The following is a 19,014-nucleotide window of genomic DNA, read 5'->3' as shown; positions in this document are numbered from 1 at the left end:
TCCCCTCTCTTCGATCGGGTCAATCGGTCGGGTGCCGCCGCGTGCGCCGGGCCAGTTCGGTCTGGACCTCGGCGACGATGCGTTCGACGGGCAGGGTCGCGTCGACGGTCATGCCGGCCTCGTCCTCCTGCAGTGGTTCGAGGTCCTCGAACTGTGAGGGCACCAGGGAGGCGGGCATGTAGTGCGACTGTCTGCCGGCCACGCGGGCGGTGGCCTCGTCCTGGTCGAGTTCCAGGTGCACGAAGAACGCGTCGGGGCGGGCCACGCGCAGCAGCTCGCGGTAGATGCGTCTGAGGGCCGAGCACGTGATCACCAGCCCTTCCTCCGAGCCCGCCGCCCGCATGCGGCCCGCGATGGCGGCCAGCCACGGACTGCGGCTGCGGTCGTCGAGACGGCCGCCGTGCTCCATCGACTCCACGTTGCGTCTGGGATGGAAGCGGTCGCCCTCTTCGAAGGGCGCCCTGAGCGACTCCGCCAGGTACCGGCCGACGGTGGTCTTGCCGCACCCGGTCACCCCCATGACGACGACGGGGGCGTGCCGCACCCGGATCAACGCGGCCATCGCGTCCTGGAAACCGTCTCGACGGGCGCTCGGCAGGCCGTTCGCGTTGAACTCGTCCAGCCCCGCCCGAAGACGGTCGAGTACGGCGGGGTCCTGCAGTCGGCCGCCTCGGATCTCGGCGAGGATGGCCTCCGCGAAGGCCTCCGAGGCCGTCGCCAGTCCCTGGTCGACGGCGTAGGCCAGCCCCATGTGCAGCCACATGGCGATCGGCTCCGGCCGCGTGGGATAGCTCTGTACGGTGTCGGCGCCGACCGGGGCGCGCGCCGACGTGACCGTCGCCTCCTGGTGGCCGGCGGCCCAGTCCCGGTCGATCCGGTGGTTCAGGGCCATGACGACCGGGTGGGACAGACGCAGGAACAGCTCGTTGCGCGAGCCGGCCAGCAGGGTGCGGTGAAAGGCTGCGTCGACGTCCCGGAAGCGCTGCCGGATCGGGGCTCCCTCCCGCTGCCGCGCGAAGTCCGGTTCCTCGCTGAGGGCGAGCAGGGTGCGGGCCCGGCTGGTCAGGTCGTGACAGACCTCCGCGGACCTGCTCAGCGCCGCCAGCCTGGCCGCCCTTGGCTCGATCACCTCCCGCAGCTCGGTGAGCGACCGCATCTGGCTGTCGGGGGCCACCTCCAGACGCCACGCGATCACGTCGGGGTCCAGCAGGTCCCAGCGTTCCAGCGCCTGAACGGTGGCTCCGATCCGCGGCTGCAGATTGATCAGGCCCTTCTGATGCAGCGTCTGCAGTGCCTCGCGCGCCATGGGCCGGGTGGTCCCGAACTCGTGCATGACGGCGTCCACGGTCAGGTGCTGGTCGCGCGGCTTGGCCCCTTCCACGATCTGACAGCCCAGTAGTTCCACCACCTTGGCGGTGGAACCCCGTGTCGCGTCCTCGGAATCCACGAGTGGGTCTAATTCAGCACCAGTCATGGCGAGAACGTTAGGTTACAGAGCCGCTCTGGTCAGCAGTCCGGACCATGCCTGAAGAAGCGCAGAGAATCATAAGGGGCGCATCGGCGCGCACGCCTCCCCCACGACCACTCCCCTAAGCCCCCTCCCAAGCGGGATGCCGCATTAGAAGGCTTCTCTGGTATCGCTTATGTGGCTACGGTGGTCAGCTATCGATCGTCACTCATTCGAGAGGTTCCGGTGGAGCCAATCCTGACGCAACTGCAGGAGTGTCGTATGTCCGAACCGAGCTCGCCCACGCCACCGCCGGAGCGGCTGTCCCTGCGCTGGGCTCTCATCTTCTTAGCCGCGGTGGTCGCGGGACTGCTGGCAGGGCTGCTGACGTACGCCCAGTCGGGCAACTGGCCCGGATCGCTCATGGCAGCGCTGGGCGCGAGCGGCGCGGCACTCGTGGGCCTGCCGCTGCTGCTCTGAGACGAGTCGCGGGGTTCCGGTTCGCGTGCGAGCCTGAATCATGATCAGGAAAGTGTCCTCGCCTGTGCATATCGAGGCGACTCTCGATCCTCGGTTGTCCAGATGGCTTTGGCTGGTGAAGTGGCTCCTCGCGATTCCGCACTACATCGTGCTGTTCTTCCTGTGGATCGCGTTCGTCCTCGTGACCGTCTTCGCGTTCTTCGCCATCCTTTTCACGGGCCGCTATCCCCGGTCCCTCTTCGAATTCAATGTCGGCGTCATGCGCTGGAACTGGCGGGTCAGTTTCTACGCGCACACCGCGCTCGGCACCGACCGGTACCCGCCGTTCACCCTCGCGAAGGCGCCCGACTACCCGGCGCAGTTCGACGTCGACTACCCCGAGCGCCTCTCCCGTGGCCTGGTCCTGGTGAAGTGGTGGCTGCTGGCGATCCCGCAGTACATCGTCGTCGGGATGTTCGTCGGCGACTGGGCGTGGGGCTGGGGAGGCGAGGACGGCTGGCACGGCGGTGGCCTGATTCCCTTCCTCTCCCTGGTCGCCGTGGTCGTCCTGGCGGTGACGGCCCGTTACCCGGTTCATCTGTTCGACCTGCTGCTCGGCCTGGCTCGCTGGGTCGCGCGGGTGGCTGCCTATGCCGCGCTGATGACCGACGAGTACCCGCCGTTCCGTCTCGACATGGGCGGACGGGCCTCCCCCCTGGCAGAGACCTCGGTGAGCGATTCCGGTCCCGGTCCTGGAGGGCCGTAGCGGCCGGGTGACTCGCGGAAGCCGGCGCGCGTGGAATTCGGTTGCCTGCGGCGGGTCCGTGGGGGCTAGATGGCGGCATGGCTGACATCCAGGGCTCGTACGACGATCTGTTCACCGCGGTGCCCACGGCGCTGGCGGCCCTGCTGGACGGCGGGGACGCGGGCGGCTCGGTGGCCGTCTTCGTGGACGGTGAGCCGGTGGTGGACGTCTGGGGCGGGTTCGCCGACGCGGAGCGCACGGCGCCGTGGCAGCGGGACACGATCGTCAACGTCTATTCCGTCACCAAGACGATGACGGCCCTGTGCGCGCTGGTGCTGGCCGACCGCGGCGAGCTCGATCTCGACGCGCCGGTCGCCCGGTACTGGCCGGAGTTCGCCGCGGCGGGCAAGGAAGGCGTGCTGGTACGGCACCTGCTCGCGCACACCGCGGGCCTGCCCGACTGGGAGGGGCCGGTGGAGGAGATCTACGACTGGCCGGCCGCCACGGCACGCCTAGCCGCCCAGGCGCCGCAGTGGGAGCCGGGCAGCGCGGCCGGGTACCACTCGCTCACCCAGGGGTTCCTGGTGGGCGAGGTCGTACGCCGGATCACGGGCCGGAGTCCGGGCGACTTCTTCGCCGCCGAGATCGCGGGACCGCTCGGCGCGGACTTCCGTATGGGACTGCCGGCCGAGCACGACCACCGGGTGGCGCTGACGATCCCGCCTCCGTCCCGGGACGAGGACTACGCCGCGAGCGCGCCCGGCGGCAGCACGGCCCCGACCGCCGCGACCGCGCTCCGCGTCCGTGACGGCAACAGCGTGGCCTGGCGCCGGGCGCAGATCCCCGCCGCGAGCGGTTTCGGCAACGCGCGCTCGGTGGCCCTCGTCCAGTCGGCGATGGCCTGCGGGGGTGCGGTGCGCGGGGTGCGGCTGTTGTCGCGGGCGGGCCGCGACCGTGCGTGGGAGGAACAGTTCAGCGGCCAGGACCGCGTCCTGGGCATGCCGGTCAGCTGGGGCCTGGGCTACGGGCGGTTCGGCAACACCTACGGGTGGGGCGGCTGGGGCGGCTCGCTCGTCATGATCGACCCCGAGGCGCGGATGACGGTGGCGTATGTGACGAACCAGATGCGCGAGCCCGCGGACGACACGCGGGGCATGGAGATCGTGATGTCCGTCTACGACGGCCTCAAGGGGCTTCGGGCGGGTGGCTGAGGAGAGGGCAGAGTCCGTGAGCGGCGGTGCTGAGAGCGCTCGGGTGTTCCTGATCGGCGGCGGGTGGGACGGGACGGTCGCCGACGTCGTGTACGGGCCGTTTCTGCGTGCTGCGGCGTCCGGCTCGGCGATGGGCTCGGGGGCCGACCCGGGGGCCGGGGGCGGCTCCGGTCCGCGCGTCCTCTGTGTGCTCGTCGACGAGGGCGACGGCGCCGAGCAGTTCGCTCGGTACGACGCCGCGTTGCGCAAGGCCGGGCCGTGCACGCCCGTGCCGTTGCTGGTGCCGGTCGGGCAGCGGTTCGACGTCGGCGCGCTCTCCGGGGACGTGGACGGGGTGCTCGTCTGCGGTGGGCCGACGCCCGCGTATCAGGAGGCGTTCGCCGGACAGCTCCGTTCTTTGCCCGCCCTGCTCGCCGAGCGCGGTGTTCCCTACGCCGGTTTCTCCGCGGGGGCCGCGGTCGCGGCGCGGGACGCGGTGGTCGGGGGGTGGCTGATGGACGGGGTCGCCCTGTGTCCGCCGGACGCCGCCGAGGATCTCGCGGAGGTCGAGGTCCGGCCCGGCCTCGGGCTCGTGCCGTTCGGGGTGGACGTGCACGCCGCGCAGTGGGGGACGGTGGGGCGGCTGGCCGCCGCGGTGGCCGCCGGGCGGCCGGCACACGGGGTGGCCATCGACGAGAACACCCTGGTGGAGGTCGGCGGCGGGGGCGCCGGCGGACACGGGCGGGCGCGGGTGGCGGGACTCGGGCGGGCCCACTCCGTGCGGCCCGCTCCCGGGGGCGGGGTCGTCGTGCGGTCCTACGGCGACGGCGAGACGTTCCCCATCGCCTGAGCCTGCCCACCAACCGGCTGCCCACCTGCCTGCCCCTCCTGTCGGCCCGCCGTGGCCCGCTGTGGCCCGCCGTGCCCGCCGCCTCACCCGAACGCCCCAACTCCCGCTGCTGAACGGCACGTTGACGGCGCCGACGGGCGGGCCGTAGGTGCTGTGGCTGCCGGGACGAGGACGGGCGGGAACCCGGAGGTGCCCGGCACCCCTCCTGAAGGGCATGAGTACCGACACGCTCACGGACCTGAAGACCGGCGCGACCGCCGACGCCAACACCGACGCCGGCAGCGCAGCCAAGGACAACCCCGAGGGCTGGGGCATCGCGTCCTGGTCCGTCGTACTGCTCGCGCTCGGGGTGGTGGCGGCGTACACGTTCAACGTGTTCGAGGACCGGCACTCCGGCGCGGAGTCGGCCGCGTGCCACGCCCTGGCGAACACCTGGCCGATGTACGCGGCGGCGTACGCCGGGCTCCTCACCACCGTCGCCGCCGTGACGCTCGCCGGCCGGCGACTGCTGCGGCCGCTGCGCCCGCGCGGCCCGGTGCAGATGGCCGGGTTCGTGCTGCCTGCCGGGCTGCTGCTGCTCGGCCTCCAGGCGCTGATCGTGTGGTCGCTGTACCAGCCGGCTTCGGGCGGGACGGCCGGCTGCGCGGGATGAGGCGGGGCCCCCGGCGAACTCAAGGTCCTGCCGGGGGCCCCGCTCACCGCAGGGTCCTCAGATCGTCGACACGTCGATCACGAAGCGGTAGCGGACGTCGCTGCTGAGCACCCGCTCGTACGCCTCGTTGATCTCCGACGCGCTGATCAGCTCGATCTCGGCGCCGAAGCCGTGCTCGGCGCAGAAGTCGAGCATCTCCTGGGTCTCCTGGATGCCGCCGATGCCGGAGCCCGCGAGGGTCTTGCGGCCGCCGATCACCGAGAACAGGTTGAGGGCGACGGGCTCCTCGGGCGCGCCGACGTTCACGAAGGCGCCGTCGGTGCGGAGCAGGCTCAGGTAGGCGTCCAGGTTCAGCGGGGCCGAGACCGTGGAGAGGATCAGGTCGAACGTGCCGGCCAGCTCCTTGAAGGTGTTCTCGTCGCTGGTGGCGTGGTAGTGGTCGGCGCCCAGCTTCAGGCCGTCCTCCTGCTTGCGCAGCGACTGGGACAGCACGGTCACCTCGGCGCCGAGCGCGTGCGCGATCTTGACGCCCATGTGGCCGAGGCCGCCCATGCCGAGGATCGCGACCTTCTTGCCGGGGCCGGCGTTCCAGTGCTTGAGCGGCGAGTACGTGGTGATGCCGGCGCAGAGCAGCGGCGCGGCGACGTCGAGGGAGAGACCGTCGGGGATGCGGACGACGAAGTTCTCGTCCACGACGATCTTCTGCGAGTAGCCGCCGTAGGTGGGCTCGCCGTCCTTGCCGACGGCGTTGTACGTGCCGACGCTGCCGCCGGTGCAGTACTGCTCCAGACCGGCCTTGCAGTTGTCGCACTCACGGCAGGAGTCGACGAGACAGCCGACGCCCACGCGGTCGCCGACGGCGTGCCTGGTGACGCCGGGGCCGACCTCGGAGACGACGCCCGCGATCTCGTGGCCCGGGACCATCGGGAAGATGGCCTCGCCCCAGCCCTCGTTGGCCTGGTGGATGTCGGAGTGGCAGATGCCCGCGAACTCGATGTCGATCAGGACGTCGAACTCGCCGACCGGACGGCGCTCGATCGTCGTGCGCTCCAGCGGAGCCTTGGCGGCGGGTGCGGCGTACGCGGCAACGGTGGTCATGCCGGGGGTCTCCTAGCGGGGGGTTGCGTAGTCCCCGGCCTGCCTTCGGGCCGGGGCTTGCCTCCAGACTGCCCGACGGCGCGGAAATCACCCAGGCCACACCTGTGTGTACGTCTGCTGTGCCTACCACTGGCGGGGTCAGGCTCCTGTGCGTACGACCGGGAATACTGGACGGCATGGACGAACACCCCGAATCCGCCGGCGCCCCCCTTGACCGGCGGGCCGAGCTCAGCGAGTTCCTGCGCACCCGGCGGGCCCGGCTGAAGCCCGACGACGTGGGGCTGCCGGACTTCGGACGGCACCGCAGGGTGCCGGGGCTGCGGCGCGAGGAGCTGGCGCAGCTGGCCGGGGTGTCCGTGGCGTACTACACGCGCCTGGAGCAGGGCAACGGGCGCAACGTGTCGGCGGAGGTGCTGGACTCGATCGCCCGGGCGCTGCGGCTGACGGACGCCGAGCACGCCCACCTCACCCACCTGGCGAAGCCGAAGCACAAGAAGAAGCAGACGGCCCGGCCGCAGCAGGCGCGGGCGGCCCTGCGGCAGCTGCTGGACACGATGGACGCGGTGCCGGCGTACGTCATCGGGCGGCGCTCGGAGATCCTGGCGTGGAACCGGATGGCGGCGGCGCTCTTCGGCGACTGGGGGAGGCTGCCGGAGGCGGAGCGCAACTGGGCGCGGCTGACGTTCCTGCGCCCCGACTACCACGAGCTCTTCGTGGACTGGGAGCAGAAGGCGATCGACATCGTCTGCGCCCTGCGGATGGACGCCGGCTGCTATCCGGACGACCCTCGGCTGTCGGCGCTGGTGGGCGAGCTGTCGGTGAAGAGCGAGGACTTCCGGCGGCTGTGGGCCACGCACGACGTCAAGGAGAAGAGCCACGGCGTGAAGCGGATGAGGCATCCGCTGGTCGGCGAACTCTCCCTGAACTTCGAGGGGTTCAGGCTTCCCGACGACGGCGACCAGACGATGGTGACGTACCACGCGGAGCCGGATTCGGCCTCGGCGGAGGGACTGCGGCTGCTGGCCAGCTGGGGCGCTGACGCTACTCGGGCGGGGTCCCAGGCGCCGTCCGCCTGACCGCACCTTCGGCTGGTGCCGGGCCTCGTGGGGGCCGCCGCCCCCAGACCCCCGCTTCGGCCCTGAAGACGCATCGTCCTCAAGCTCCCCCAGAGAGGCCCCCATCGGGCTGAAGCGCCCAGGTGACTCAGCCCCGGTAGGGCGGAGCCGCCCCCCACCCCCACTTCGGCACCGGCTGCTCCGCCGGCGGCTTGGCGTCGGGGCCGGAGAAGTACACGGCCAGCCGCGTGCCCCACTCCACGTAGGCGAGGAACGCCGAGCGGAACTCGGCGTCGGTCGGCAGCCCGGCCTCGTCGGCGGCGTCCTGGATGAGGTTGACCCAGCGGCGACGCTGGGGCTCGCTGATGTCGCGGCCGAAATGCTTGGCCACCATGTGACTGTGCCCGCCCTGGGTCGCCGAGTAGGTCTCCGGCCCGCCGAACACCTCCGCGAGCCACAGGGCGACATGCTCGGCGTGCTCGGGGGCGAGGCCCGCGAAGACCGGCGCGAGGAGGTCGTCGGCGAGCACCTTCGTGTAGAAGACCTCGGTCAGCCGGGCGAAGGCCTCCGCCCCGCCCGCCCACTCGTAGAGCGTGGGCACGGCGGAGCCGGCGCCGCGCACCGAGGTGGCCTTGTAGTGCCGCATCTCGTCGATGTCCTTGATGAACGGCCGGATCTCCGCGAGAAAGGCCGGGAACAGGTCCGAGGTGCGGAATCCCTGGAGATGGTCCTCGGTCGACGTCCAGGTGATCCGCAGGATGAAGTGCTCGAAGTCCTCCTCGCAGCGGGCGAGTTCGTAGTCGACACAGTGCGGGGACTGTGCGAGTTGCCGCGCGGCGCGGCTGTAGGCGGCGAGGAATTCCGCCGACCGGTCCTCGGGGATGCGGTACCGGATGTACTCGACCGTGGTGGGTGCGCTGGCTGTCTCGGCTGCCGTCATGGGGCCACGCAAACACGAAGGGGGCGGCGGAGGCTGCTGTTCCGGGGCGTGTTCGCTCAGCGCACAGGAGACTCCGCCGGGCGCAGGACGGGCGCTGGGGCGCGCGGGCGAGGCGCTTCCGTTTCCGCCCTCTCCAACTGGGCCCCCATGAGCCCCTGTTGAGAAGGATCCCGCGCTCGACGGCTCGGAAATTCTTCGCCGTAGCGGGGTACGCCGGGCCCTCCGCGCCCCACTCCTCGGTCGACCGGGGAACTCCCCGGCCGAACCGAGGAGGAGCGAGGGTTCATGTTGTTCCGCATCGACCAGCGTCACCGTGCCGAGGACAGGGCGCTGGTCCAGCGCTTCAAGGCACATCCAGCACCGTCACCGGAGCGCGACCGGGCGTTCGGTGAGCTTCTCACCCGCCACCGACGGCTGGTGCTCTCGTACTGCCGGCGCTGGGTCGACGATCCGGGCCTCGCCGAGGACGTCGCCCAGCAGGTGTTCCTGGCCCTGTGGAACGGGCTGGACCGCATGGAGAACCCGGACGGGCTGCACAGCTGGCTGCGAACGGTCACCCACCACCAGTGCACCGCGCAGTTCGCCGGTCCCGCGCAGGACCGCAGGCCCCACCGCAGGCTTCGTCCCCCGGAGGTCCTCGCGTCGCACGACCAGGCCCTGTTCGAGAACGCGGCGACGGTCGGCGAAGAGGAGGACAGCGTCCTGCTCGCCCTCCAGGTCGATCAGCTGGGCGCCGTCCTGGACCGGTTCGCGGGCGCCCTGCCTCCCCGGCTCCAGCCGGTCTACCGGCTGCATGTGCGCGAGGGCTGGGACGGAGAGGAGCTGAAGCGGCGGCTCGGGGTTCCGGACGCCACGATGCGCCGGTTCAAGTCCGACCTGCTGACGGAGGAGTTGGCGCGGCTCCTCGTCACCAACCTCGTCGCGGCGGAGGCTTTGGACCGCGGCAGGGAGGCATCCTGCGGCCGGCTGCTCGACCTGCTGGGCGAGCGGAGGTCCGACGAACCGCTGACGCGCTCCCTTGTCCTGAAGGTCGACAAGCACCTGCGGCAGTGCACCGCCTGCGAAGTCCGCGAGCAGCACTTCCGGCAGGAATGGCGTCGGACGCTGCCCCTGCTCGTCAGCTCCGGCCTGCACGAGCCCGAGTCCGACCACATCGAGCTCACGGCTGCCGCGCACGACCTCGGCCAGGGCGGGCACCAGCCGCCTACGGGGACGGTACGGCGTACGGGGCGCCGGCTCGCCGTCGCGCTGGTCGTCCTGCTGGGCACCCTCGCGGGCGGCATGGCCTGGCAGGCGGACGACGGGCGGTCCGCGGACACGGTCCTGGCCGGTCCCGACGCTCCCGGTTCGTCCGACGGCCGACCGCGGTCGGGAAGCGCCCCGGACACCGGCTCGTCATCGCCCCACTCACCTGACTCCGGCGACAGCGGCGGCGCCGGCGACCGGGGCGCGGGGTCCAGCGCCGGGAAGAAGACGACTCCGGACGGGAGCAACCCCAGCAACCACGGGAAGGGTGGGAAGGACGAGAAGGACGGGAAGGGCGGGGTCGACGGGAACGATCGGGACGACGGGGACGCCGGCGGCTCGGGCGACCGCATCGGCACCGGTCCCAGCGCCAATCCCGGCGCCAATCCCGGCGACGGGACCAGCCCCTCCGCCCCCGGCGAAACCGCCCCCTCCCCAGGCCCCGACCCCGCACCCGACCCGCCTCCCGCCGAGCTCCCGCCGCCTCCGCCCGCCCCAGCGCCTCCTTCGTCGGCCCCCGCACCGCCGGCGCCGCACAAGCTGGTCGTCCACCTCAACGCCCCTTCGGCCGGTGGTGTGAGCGTCGCGGTCAACGGCGCCGGGGTCGGTACGTGCTCCAAGGCCTACGAGGCGCCGGCGAAGGACTGCGCCTACACCGTCCACGTCGGTGACACCGTGCGCCTCGCGCCGCTCGACAGCCTCGTCACCTGGGGCGCTCCCTGCGCCGGCGGGGCCCCGGAGGCCCTGTGCGAGTTCCTCGTCGCAGGGGATGTCACCACGAGCCTGACCACGAGTTACAACCCGGGCTGAGAAAAATCCTCGAAGACGTAGGAAACGAGGGGACAAGTCCGCGGATGCGCCCCACCACTCCGGTGCGCGGGACTCCTCCCGCGCACCGGATCCGCATCCAGCCAAGGAGAGCAGTGATGCTGCACAGCACCTCTCGAACCCCGCGTCGCACAGCCCGTCGCACAGCCCGGCTCGCCGCCCTCTCGGCGACCGCAGCCGTCCTCGCGTCGATCGTGTCGACGGCCCCGGCCGCGACGGCCGCCCCCGTCGGGAACTGCCCGCACGGCACCGTGGTGCGCCAGGCCCAGCCGGGAGGCGATCACACCTGTGTCGCCCCGACCACACTGGGCCGCCGGATGACCGCCTTCGTGCCCGCCCGCCACGGATTCGCGTTCCGCAACAGCTTCCAGACCGCCCCGTTGTTCGACATCCGCATCCGCGGCCTGTGCGGCGGCATGTCCTACGCGGCACTCGACCACTTCTTCAGCCGCCGCCCCATCCCCGCGCAGAACACCGCGCCCGCCGCCGGAACGCCCCTGTTCCGCTACGTCAACTCCCGCCAGTGGGACTCCGTCCTGCCCAACCTCGACAAGTGGACGGAGCTCACCGTCAACCCGTTCGGCTGGCGCAACCAGGAGTTCTTCCACTGGGGCCTGCAAGGCTTCGGGGGCGGGCGGCTTCAGGAGCTGAGGGAGTCCATCGACGCCGGCCGGCCGGCCCCGCTGGGCCTGTTCAAACAGGACAGCGGGCTCTTCGGGCCGCACCACCAGGTCGTCGCGATCGGCTACCAGCTCGGCCGCTACACCGGAGACCTGGGCTCCTTCCAGTCCGACCTCAGGATCTTCGTCTACGACCCCAACCACCCCGGCAAGATCATGACCCTGGCGCCGCGCCCGAACCAGAACCTCTTCGGCTACGTCGAGTCGCCCGGCGAGACCTGGCGCACGTACTTCGTGGACCGCAAGTACTCCCGCCGCACCCCGCCCGCTTTTCCGGCCCCGCCGCCCACCCGCCCCGGCACCGTCTCCGAGCTGCTGGTCACCATCGGCACCGGCGGTGACGACCTGCGCGGCGGGAACGACAACGCCGACCTGACCGTCGCCTTCAAGCACCGGCCGGCGCTGCGGATCCCGAACATCAACCACGGCGCCCGCTGGATCGACCGTCACGCCCAGACCGTGCGCGTCCCGCTGCCCCGCCCCGTCGAGCCGGCCGAGTTGTCCTCGCTGACCCTGTCCACCGCGTTCGGCGGCGGAATCGGCGGCGACAACTGGAACGTGGACAGTCTGCGGATCACCGCCTCCGACGGCACGCCGCTCTTCCGGAACAGCGGCAACCCGCTGGTGCGCTTCACCGGACAGACCCACACCTTCACCGCACCGCTCGGCTGAACCGCCCACGCGGGCTGTGCCGTCCGGCGCCCCCGGACGGCACAGCCCGCGTCCTCACACCGTCCGGCCCCCCGGAACACCCAGAGGTATGCCGAGGGGGGATCAGACGCATCAATACGCCAGAACTACACCAAACTTGAGGGCTGCCCCGTCGGAGTCACCCCGCCGGAGGTCACCACGTCGGAGTCACCGCGTCAGGCCGACGTCGCGTTCTCCTTCACCGTGATCCTCCCCTTGCGGATCGTCGCCAGGCGCGGTGCCTTCTTCGCGATCGAGGAGTCGTGGGTGACCATGATGAAGGTCAGCCCGTGCTCCTTCCACATGGTGTGCAGCACGTCCATGATCTCGTCGCGCATGCTCTCGTCGAGGTTGCCGGTCGGCTCGTCGGCGAGCAGCACCTTCGGCTGCTTCACCAACGCGCGGGCGATGGCGACGCGCTGCTGCTGGCCGCCGGACATCTCGGACGGCAGGTGCCGGAGCCGCTCGCCGAGGCCGACCGACGTCAGCGCCTCGGCGGCCCGTTCACGGCGCTCCTTGGGCTTCACGCCGAGCGGGACGAGGGCGGTCTCGACGTTCTCCTGCGCGTTGAGCGTCGGGATGAGGTTGAAGGACTGGAAGACGAAGCCGATGTTCTCGCTGCGCACCTTCGTCAGCCTGGCCTCGGAGAGCTTGGCCAGGTCGACGCCGTCGAGGACGACCTCGCCCTCGGAGGGCCTGTCGAGCGCGCCGATCATCTGCAGCAGTGTGGACTTGCCGCCACCGGTGGGGCCCTGGATGACGAGCCGGTCGCCGTCCGGGATGGTCAGGTCGACGCCGTCCAGGGCGTGGACGGTCTCCTTGCCCCGGGTATAGCGCTTGGTGACGCCTCTGAGTTCGTACATGGGGACAACAACTCCTGGAGCTGGTAGGTGGGTTGGCTACTCGACGCGGCGCAGCGCGTCCGCCGGGCGCAGCCGCGACGCCCGCCAGCCGCCGAACGCCCCCGCGATCAGACCGCCGGCCACGGCGAGAGCCACCGCGATGGCCACCGTGGTGACGCTCACCGGCGCGGTCAGCGCGACGTCGAGGGTCTTGGCCGCCGCCCGGCGCCCGAAACCGCCGAAGCCGCTGCCACCGCCGGGACCGCCCTGGCCGCCGCCACCGCCACCGCCGCCCAACTGGGCCTGGAGCGTGGGGCTGACGGCGGTCACGGCGTAGGCGCCCGCGAGGCCGAGCGCGATGCCCAGGGCGCCGCCCAACAGGCCGTTGACCATGGCCTCGCCGACGACCTGCCGGGTGACCCGGCCTGACTTCCAGCCCAGCGCCTTCAGCGTGCCGAACTCACGGACACGGCGGGAGACCGCCGAGGAGGTGAGCAGACCGGCCACCAGGAAGGCGGCGATCAGGACCGCGATGGACAGCCACTTGCCGACGTTGGTGGCCAGGGAGGAGGCCGTGGAGAGGGAGCCGGAGACGGTGTCGGCGAGGTCGGCGGAGGTCGTCACCGTCGTACCCGAGACGTTCTTCTGGATCGTCGACTTGACGTTGCCGATCTTCTGGGAGTCGGTCGCCTTGACGTAGATCGTGGTGACCTTGTTCTTCGAGTCGCTGAGGGCCTGGGCCTGGGCCAGCGGGATGTAGACGTTGGCGGCGGCGTCGCCGCTGTCGGCCGTGGCGATGCCGATCACCGAGAACTTGACCTTGCTGATGGTGAGCGTGGAGCCGACCTTGAGCGACTTCTCCTTGGCGTACGCGGAGTCGAGGACGGCGACCTTGCCGTCGGTCTCGGTGGTCTTGAAGGTACGGCCGCCGGTGATCGTGGAGGAGGTCAGCGGGCCGAGCGCGGGCTCGGTGACGTCGGTGCCGTAGACGGAGTAGTTGTTGACGTCGAAGTCGGCGCCGCCGCCTTGCACTTCGCCCTGCGGCCGGCCGCTCTCCTGACCGCCGCCGGGACCGCCTTGACCGCCGCCGCTACCGCTGCCGCTACCGCCGCCGTTCTGCTGGAACTGGCCGCGGGTGAACTGACCGTTGATCTTGATGACCTGAAGGCTCAGCCCGCCGACCGCGTCGGAGACTCCGCTCTGCTTGCCGACCTTGGTGACGGTCGCGGTGGACAGGGTCTGGAAGCCCTGCACCAGGACGCGGTCGGTGCTCTGCTCGGCGCCGGAGTCGTTGTCCTGCGCGTCGAACTGGAAGCGGGGCCGGTCCGAGGCGGTCGCGGTGGGCGACGCGGCCTTGGTGACCGTCATGTCCGTACCCAGGCCGTACAGCGACTGCAGGACCTTGTCCTGGGCCTTCCCCATGCCGGCGGACACGGAGGTGACCACGATGACCAGCGCGATGCCCAGCGCGAGGCCGGAGGCGACGACGAGTGCCGCTTTTCTGCGGCGGCGCAGTTCGCGCCTCAGGTAGGTGAAGAACATGGCCGCAACGTAGGTACGGCGCGTGATGAAGGCATAAGGCCGACATAAGAGAACGATGAGAAGGCTGTCCGAGGGCCAGGAATCCGCTCGCACCCACCTGTCGGCGGACGGCGCCGGCGGGGCCACGGATCCGTACGGTTGCCCGACCCCCATGGCGGATCAACAATGAGTAGGGGTGTTCTGCCGGCGCCGGGAGCAATCCATGGGAGCCAGAACTCCACGTCCGGGGCTGTTGGACGGCGACGGCGACATCGCCATCCACAAGAGCTCGTCCTGGTCTCAACGAACCACCGCTCATGTCGCCGATCTGCAAGGGCAGATCAACAGGCTGAAGAGTCGGGCCGGCACCGGAGCCGGAGCCGGAGCCGGTCTCGACACGGGATGCGTCGAGAAGGCGGAGACCCATCTCAGGGCGGCCCGGGAGGCACTGGGCGGCAGGGGACTCTGGCAGGGCCTCTCCGGCAGGGCCTCGGACCGGGCGCTGGCGAACGTCCATGAGGCCGAGGTCGCGATCGTACGCCTGGTCCCGGAGAACGAGCTGCGCGGGAAACTCCTGCCCGTCCTCGTTCAGGCCCGGCTGCATCTCGATCCGGGCGATGCGCGTCTGCAGCGGCTGGAACAGGTGGCGTCGCGGTCGCGCAACGGCAAAGTCACCGAGGACGACCGGGAGTTGCTCGCACACACGCTGCACAGCGCCTACCAGGCCGAGCAGGCGGAGCGAGCCAAGGTCCGCAGCTTCATCGCCATCGTCGGGGTGGCGACCGCCGTCATGGCGCTGATAGCCGTCGGCTTCGCCCTGTGGGCCCTCACGGATGCGCATGGCGTCGGGACGAGCTTCTGCTTCCCGATGAACGCCGACAACCCGAACGCCGTGCCCACCGTCTGCCCGCTCGGGGACAAGCCGTCCTGGCAGGGGGTCTGGTTCGTCGAGTTCTGCGGAATGCTCGGCGCCGCGGTCGCCGGTGCGATCTCCCTGCGCGAGGTCCGGGGGACCGCCGGCCCCTACCGGGTGGCCTCCGGGCTGCTCCTGCTGCGACTTCCCGTCGGGGCGCTCACCGCCGTCATCGGGATCATCCTGCTCAGCGGCCGGTTCTTCCCGGGGCTCACCGCCCTCGACACGTCCACGCAGATCATCGCGTGGGCCATCGCGTTCGGCGTTCTGCAGGAGCCCGTGACCCGTGCCATCGACCGGCAGGGCCAGTTCCTGCTGGAGAACGTGAGGGCCTCCGGACGCAAGCCGGACAACGGCCCCGGAAAGCGGCCACGACCGGGCAGGAAGCCCCCCGCTTCCTCGCCACAGGCCTCGTGTCACCCGGAGCCGGAGCCCGAGCCCGAGCCCGTGCCGGAGCCCCAGGCCCAGGCCCAGGCCCAGGCCCAGGCCGAGTCCGAGCCGGAGCCGGAGCCGGCGAGCGAGCCCGGGCCGAAGACGCGAGGCGGTGCGGTGTCCCGGGTCCTCGGGCGGAGGTCCGCTTCCCGGGCCCGGCGGCGCCCCGACTGAAAGGGCGGGTCATGCGGAAGGCGGTCACCCTCTCGGGCAACCGCCTTCATCAAACGCAGAGCTGGGATCGGGACCGGCCTCAGACGGCCGAACCCGCCTTCCACTGCGCCCAGTCCATGTTCCAGCCGTTGAGGCCGTTGTCCGGCGCGACCGTCTTGTCGCCGGTGTTGGAGACGACCACGACGTCACCGACGATCGAGTTGGTGTAGAACCAGTAGCCCGACGTGCCCGTGTCGTTGGCGCCCTTGGTGTCGGACAGACCCACGCAGCCGTGGCTGGTGTTCACCGAGCCGAAGATGGACTTCGCGCCCCAGTAGTTGCCGTGCACGAAGGTGCCGGAGTTGGTGAGGCGGATGGCGTGCGGCACGTCCTTGATGTCGTACTCGCCCTTGCCGTCGTCATCGGTGAAGCCCACGGTCGCGCCGTTCATGCGCGTCTCCTTGAACTTCTCCGACATCACCATCTGGCCCTCGTACGTCTTGTTGTCGGGCGAGCCGGCGGAGATCGGGATGGTCTTGATGACCGCGCCGTTGTGCGTGACCTTCATCTGCTTGGTCTTCGCGTCGACGTAGGAGACCTGGTTGCGGCCGATCTTGAAGGTGACCGTCTTCTGCTGGACTCCGATGACACCCTTGGCGCCCTCCACACCGTCGAGCGCGAGCTTCAGCGTGACGGTGGAGTTCTCCTTCCAGTAGTCCTTGGGCCGGCAGTCCATGCGCTGGGTGGAGAACCAGTGGCAGACGACCTCCTGACCACTGGTGGAGGTGACGGTGACGCCCTTCTGGACGGCCGCCTTGTTGGTGATCTCCTTGTTGAAGTTGATCGACACCGGCATGCCCACGCCGACGGTCGAGCCGTCCTCGGGGGTGAAGTTGCCTATGAAGCTGTTGGCCGGGGAGACCGTGGTGAACGAGGCGTTCTCATGGGCCTCCAGGCCCGCGGAGTCCTTCGCGCTCGCCGCCACCTTGTAGGTGGTGGACCGCTCCAGCTGGCCGTTCGGCTTCCAGCTGGTCTTGTCGGCGGAGAGCGTGCCCTGGACGGCGGTCCCCTCGGCGGTGGTCATCGTCACCGTGGTGAGCGTGCCCTTGCTCACGGTGACGGCCGCCGAGTTGTTGATCGAGGCGTTGTTCGAGCCGTCCGCAGGTGTGATCTTGATCTGGGCCTCGGAGGACTTCTTGGCCGCCGCCTCGTCGGCCTTGGCCTGCGAGGAGCTGCCTCCGCCGTCGGAGGCGCCGCTGTCGCCGCCGGAACACGCAGAGAGCACCAGAACACCGCCGAGCAGGGCGGACGCGGCCATCAGACCTCGACGCCGCCTACTGTCCGTCATCACACGCTTCTCCATCGTTGCCGATTACAGAACCCCGAGAGTCCCCGTCAAAAAACATCAACGCTACGACCAGTTCGTCCCGTTCCACATTTCCCGAAGGTGTGGGGCACGCCACGTTCATGGCGCGGTTGGTGCGGGTGTCGGTTCGTGCGTCTGCTGAGACGAAGAAACCCCGGGCGGCGGTTGCCGTCCGGGGTCACGGTTTCCCCAAGACGCTCAGCCGATGCCGACCTCTTCGTCGTCCGACTCGCCGTCGGACTCCCCATCATGGTCGACATCATCGTCGTCGAGGTCCCACTCCGGCGAATCCGGGTCGTAGTCGATCCGCTCGCTGGACCAGGAGGCCTGCTGGAGCTCCACCCCGGGAACCTGACTGACCAGGTCGAACGGGTCGACGAGGTAGGCGAGGGCCTCCGCGGTGTCTTCCGTCACAGCGCCCTCGGTGTGCGCGCGCTCGTCGTCCGGCAGCTCCACGTCCGCCGCCACCCGCCGCAGGGCCGCCTTGCTCACGGCGTCCTCGTCGTGAATTTCGAGCACGACTTCCACCCGAAGCCGTACAAAACGTGATGTCTCTTCAGAGTTCATGGCCGGAGCGTACGGCTCACAGCTCCTGCAACTTTCCCGCGACCCGCGCCTTCATTAGCATCGGGCCACACGGCCAATTCGCCAGCGTCACAAGGGGATCGATATTCCGTGTCATCCGCTCGCCGTCCGTTGCTGACCGCCACCGCCGCGGGGACCCTGTTGGGCGCCCTGTGGTTCGTCCCGTCCGCCAACGCGTCCCAGGACGCCCCGGCCAGAACGGAAATGACGACGCAGGTCACCACGCAGGCACGGGCCGCGTCGACGACGACGTCCGAGTCGTCGTCGGAGTCGTCGTCATCGCAATCGTCGGCCTCGCAATCGTCGTCGGAGTCCTCGGAGTCGGCAGTCGGGACGGCGGCCCGGACCACGGCCGACGACGGCACCCGGCTCGCCGACACCGGAAGCTTCGACACGACCCCGTACGTCGTCGGCGGGACCGCGCTTCTCGCCCTCGGCGCCGGCTTCGTCGTCTATTCGGTTCGACGGGAACGTCTGGGTTTTTGAATTAACTTGACTGTTCTTTGACAGGTTCTTCATAGTTCGCCCATGAAGAGAACATCGGGGGCGCGGCTGTGCGCCACGGCCGCAATGGGCGCACTGTCACTCTCCCTCCTCACCGCCTGCTCGGACGACGGGTCGAAGGACACCGCGGACTCCAAGCCGTCCGCCTCCGCGTCGGCGTCCACCTCCTCGTCGGCCCCGGCGGCGAAGGCGCTCACCGCGGCCGAGCTGGAGAAGCTGCTGCTCGCCCAGGGCGACGTCAAGGGTTACAAGGTCGGCCCGCAGGACGCGTCCGCCGCCACCTCCAAGTCCGCGTTGAAGGTCGACAAAGCGGCGTGCAACCCGATCGCCTGGGCCACGAACGGGCTCGCTCCGGGCGACACGGACGCGAACGCCACCAACAGCCTCACGGAGGAGAAGCCGACGGCCGCCACCGCGCAGCCCAAGGACCTCGAGGACGCCTTCAGCATCAGGATGACGTACGTCGGCCTCTCGTCCTACGAGGCCGACGGTGCCGAAAAGACGATGAAGGCCCTGTCCGACGGGGTGACGGCGTGTGCCGGCGGGTACGGCTTCAGCGTCGACGGCTCCACCTCGAAGGTCGCCAAGGTCGCCGCGGAGAAGGACTCCGGGAAGGGCGAGGAGTCGGTGGCGTTCCTCCAGGAGATGACTGCGGACGGCCAGAAGACCACCGCCCACACCGAGGTGGTGCGCAAGGGCAGCACCCTCGTCACGTTCTTCAAGGTGGACTTCGCCAAGCTCGCGAAGGGCGGGGACATGGGCCCCGTCCCGGTCGCCGTGATCGACGCACAGCTCGCCAAGCTCAAGTAACCCGCGAGA

General features: G+C 70.4%; 18 protein-coding genes. 11 read left to right on the top strand and 7 right to left on the bottom strand.

Annotated features, from left to right (window positions below; genetic code table 11):
• Positions 1-19: 19 nt before the first annotated feature.
• On the bottom strand, positions 20-1,474 hold the full coding sequence (locus ACZ5SK_RS33225) for a gluconokinase, GntK/IdnK-type (RefSeq protein ID WP_468416272.1): 1,455 nt from the start codon (positions 1,472-1,474) through the stop codon (positions 20-22).
• Positions 1,475-1,729: 255 nt separating this feature from the next.
• On the opposite strand from ACZ5SK_RS33225, the gene ACZ5SK_RS33220 reads away from it, so the two are divergent.
• From ACZ5SK_RS33220 to ACZ5SK_RS33200, 5 genes are all read left to right on the top strand, one after another.
• Positions 1,730-1,927 (top strand): hypothetical protein, encoded by a 198-nt coding sequence (locus ACZ5SK_RS33220; protein ID WP_334577568.1) that lies wholly within the window; start codon positions 1,730-1,732, stop codon positions 1,925-1,927.
• Positions 1,928-1,967: 40 nt separating this feature from the next.
• On the top strand, positions 1,968-2,672 hold the full coding sequence (locus ACZ5SK_RS33215; RefSeq protein ID WP_334577569.1) for a DUF4389 domain-containing protein: 705 nt from the start codon (positions 1,968-1,970) through the stop codon (positions 2,670-2,672).
• A 77-nt stretch (positions 2,673-2,749) separates the two neighbouring features.
• Positions 2,750-3,862, top strand: coding sequence for a serine hydrolase domain-containing protein (locus ACZ5SK_RS33210; protein WP_334577570.1), 1,113 nt, complete (start codon positions 2,750-2,752; stop codon positions 3,860-3,862).
• Positions 3,863-3,878: 16 nt separating this feature from the next.
• Positions 3,879-4,691, top strand: a complete 813-nt coding sequence (locus ACZ5SK_RS33205; RefSeq protein WP_468416275.1) for a type 1 glutamine amidotransferase family protein — start codon at positions 3,879-3,881, stop codon at positions 4,689-4,691.
• 214 nt (positions 4,692-4,905) lie between these two features.
• On the top strand, positions 4,906-5,343 hold the full coding sequence (locus ACZ5SK_RS33200; protein WP_457495444.1) for a hypothetical protein: 438 nt from the start codon (positions 4,906-4,908) through the stop codon (positions 5,341-5,343).
• A 57-nt stretch (positions 5,344-5,400) separates the two neighbouring features.
• On the opposite strand, the gene ACZ5SK_RS33195 is transcribed toward ACZ5SK_RS33200, so the two are convergent.
• Positions 5,401-6,441 carry an NAD(P)-dependent alcohol dehydrogenase gene (locus tag ACZ5SK_RS33195; RefSeq protein ID WP_334577573.1) on the bottom strand — a complete coding sequence of 347 codons (1,041 nt, stop codon included), beginning with the start codon at positions 6,439-6,441 and terminating at the stop codon, positions 5,401-5,403.
• Between the two features lie 176 nt (positions 6,442-6,617).
• On the opposite strand from ACZ5SK_RS33195, the gene ACZ5SK_RS33190 reads away from it, so the two are divergent.
• A complete protein-coding gene (locus ACZ5SK_RS33190; RefSeq protein ID WP_334577574.1) occupies positions 6,618-7,517 on the top strand; it encodes a helix-turn-helix domain-containing protein in 900 nt (299 codons plus the stop codon).
• Between the two features lie 127 nt (positions 7,518-7,644).
• Here the strand turns inward: ACZ5SK_RS33190 and ACZ5SK_RS33185 are convergent, their stop codons facing one another.
• Complete coding sequence (locus tag ACZ5SK_RS33185; protein WP_334577575.1) at positions 7,645-8,436, bottom strand: group II truncated hemoglobin; 792 nt, start codon at positions 8,434-8,436, stop codon at positions 7,645-7,647.
• Between the two features lie 285 nt (positions 8,437-8,721).
• Between ACZ5SK_RS33185 and ACZ5SK_RS33180 the strand changes: the two genes are divergently transcribed.
• Positions 8,722-10,491, top strand: a complete 1,770-nt coding sequence (locus ACZ5SK_RS33180) for an RNA polymerase sigma factor (RefSeq protein WP_457495443.1) — start codon at positions 8,722-8,724, stop codon at positions 10,489-10,491.
• A 116-nt stretch (positions 10,492-10,607) separates the two neighbouring features.
• Positions 10,608-11,861: a hypothetical protein gene (locus tag ACZ5SK_RS33175; RefSeq protein WP_457495442.1), complete on the top strand. Its 1,254-nt coding sequence runs from the start codon at positions 10,608-10,610 to the stop codon at positions 11,859-11,861.
• Between the two features lie 194 nt (positions 11,862-12,055).
• Here the strand turns inward: ACZ5SK_RS33175 and ACZ5SK_RS33170 are convergent, their stop codons facing one another.
• On the bottom strand, positions 12,056-12,742 hold the full coding sequence (locus tag ACZ5SK_RS33170; RefSeq protein WP_334577578.1) for an ABC transporter ATP-binding protein: 687 nt from the start codon (positions 12,740-12,742) through the stop codon (positions 12,056-12,058).
• A gap of 36 nt (positions 12,743-12,778) precedes the next feature.
• Positions 12,779-14,263 (bottom strand): ABC transporter permease, encoded by a 1,485-nt coding sequence (locus ACZ5SK_RS33165; protein ID WP_457495441.1) that lies wholly within the window; start codon positions 14,261-14,263, stop codon positions 12,779-12,781.
• Positions 14,264-14,465: 202 nt separating this feature from the next.
• Between ACZ5SK_RS33165 and ACZ5SK_RS33160 the strand changes: the two genes are divergently transcribed.
• Entirely contained in the window at positions 14,466-15,761 is a 1,296-nt protein-coding gene (locus ACZ5SK_RS33160; protein WP_468576793.1) for a hypothetical protein, read from the top strand.
• A gap of 79 nt (positions 15,762-15,840) precedes the next feature.
• On the opposite strand, the gene ACZ5SK_RS33155 is transcribed toward ACZ5SK_RS33160, so the two are convergent.
• Both ACZ5SK_RS33155 and ACZ5SK_RS33150 read right to left on the bottom strand, forming a co-directional pair.
• The gene (locus ACZ5SK_RS33155; protein ID WP_334577581.1) at positions 15,841-17,103 is read right to left on the bottom strand and encodes a L,D-transpeptidase; all 1,263 of its coding nucleotides are present in this window, start codon (positions 17,101-17,103) and stop codon (positions 15,841-15,843) included.
• Positions 17,104-17,304: 201 nt separating this feature from the next.
• Positions 17,305-17,625: a hypothetical protein gene (locus tag ACZ5SK_RS33150; RefSeq protein WP_334577582.1), complete on the bottom strand. Its 321-nt coding sequence runs from the start codon at positions 17,623-17,625 to the stop codon at positions 17,305-17,307.
• A 156-nt stretch (positions 17,626-17,781) separates the two neighbouring features.
• On the opposite strand from ACZ5SK_RS33150, the gene ACZ5SK_RS33145 reads away from it, so the two are divergent.
• Together ACZ5SK_RS33145 and ACZ5SK_RS33140 are read left to right on the top strand one after the other, a co-directional pair.
• Positions 17,782-18,177 (top strand): LAETG motif-containing sortase-dependent surface protein, encoded by a 396-nt coding sequence (locus ACZ5SK_RS33145; protein WP_468156730.1) that lies wholly within the window; start codon positions 17,782-17,784, stop codon positions 18,175-18,177.
• Positions 18,178-18,219: 42 nt separating this feature from the next.
• Positions 18,220-19,005 (top strand): hypothetical protein, encoded by a 786-nt coding sequence (locus tag ACZ5SK_RS33140; protein WP_457495438.1) that lies wholly within the window; start codon positions 18,220-18,222, stop codon positions 19,003-19,005.
• Positions 19,006-19,014: the final 9 nt, after the last annotated feature.

This window comes from Streptomyces sp. NPDC031474, assembly GCF_055581185.1.
Note: the sequence above shows the minus strand (reverse complement) of the source record. Positions and strands in the feature narration are given on the sequence as shown.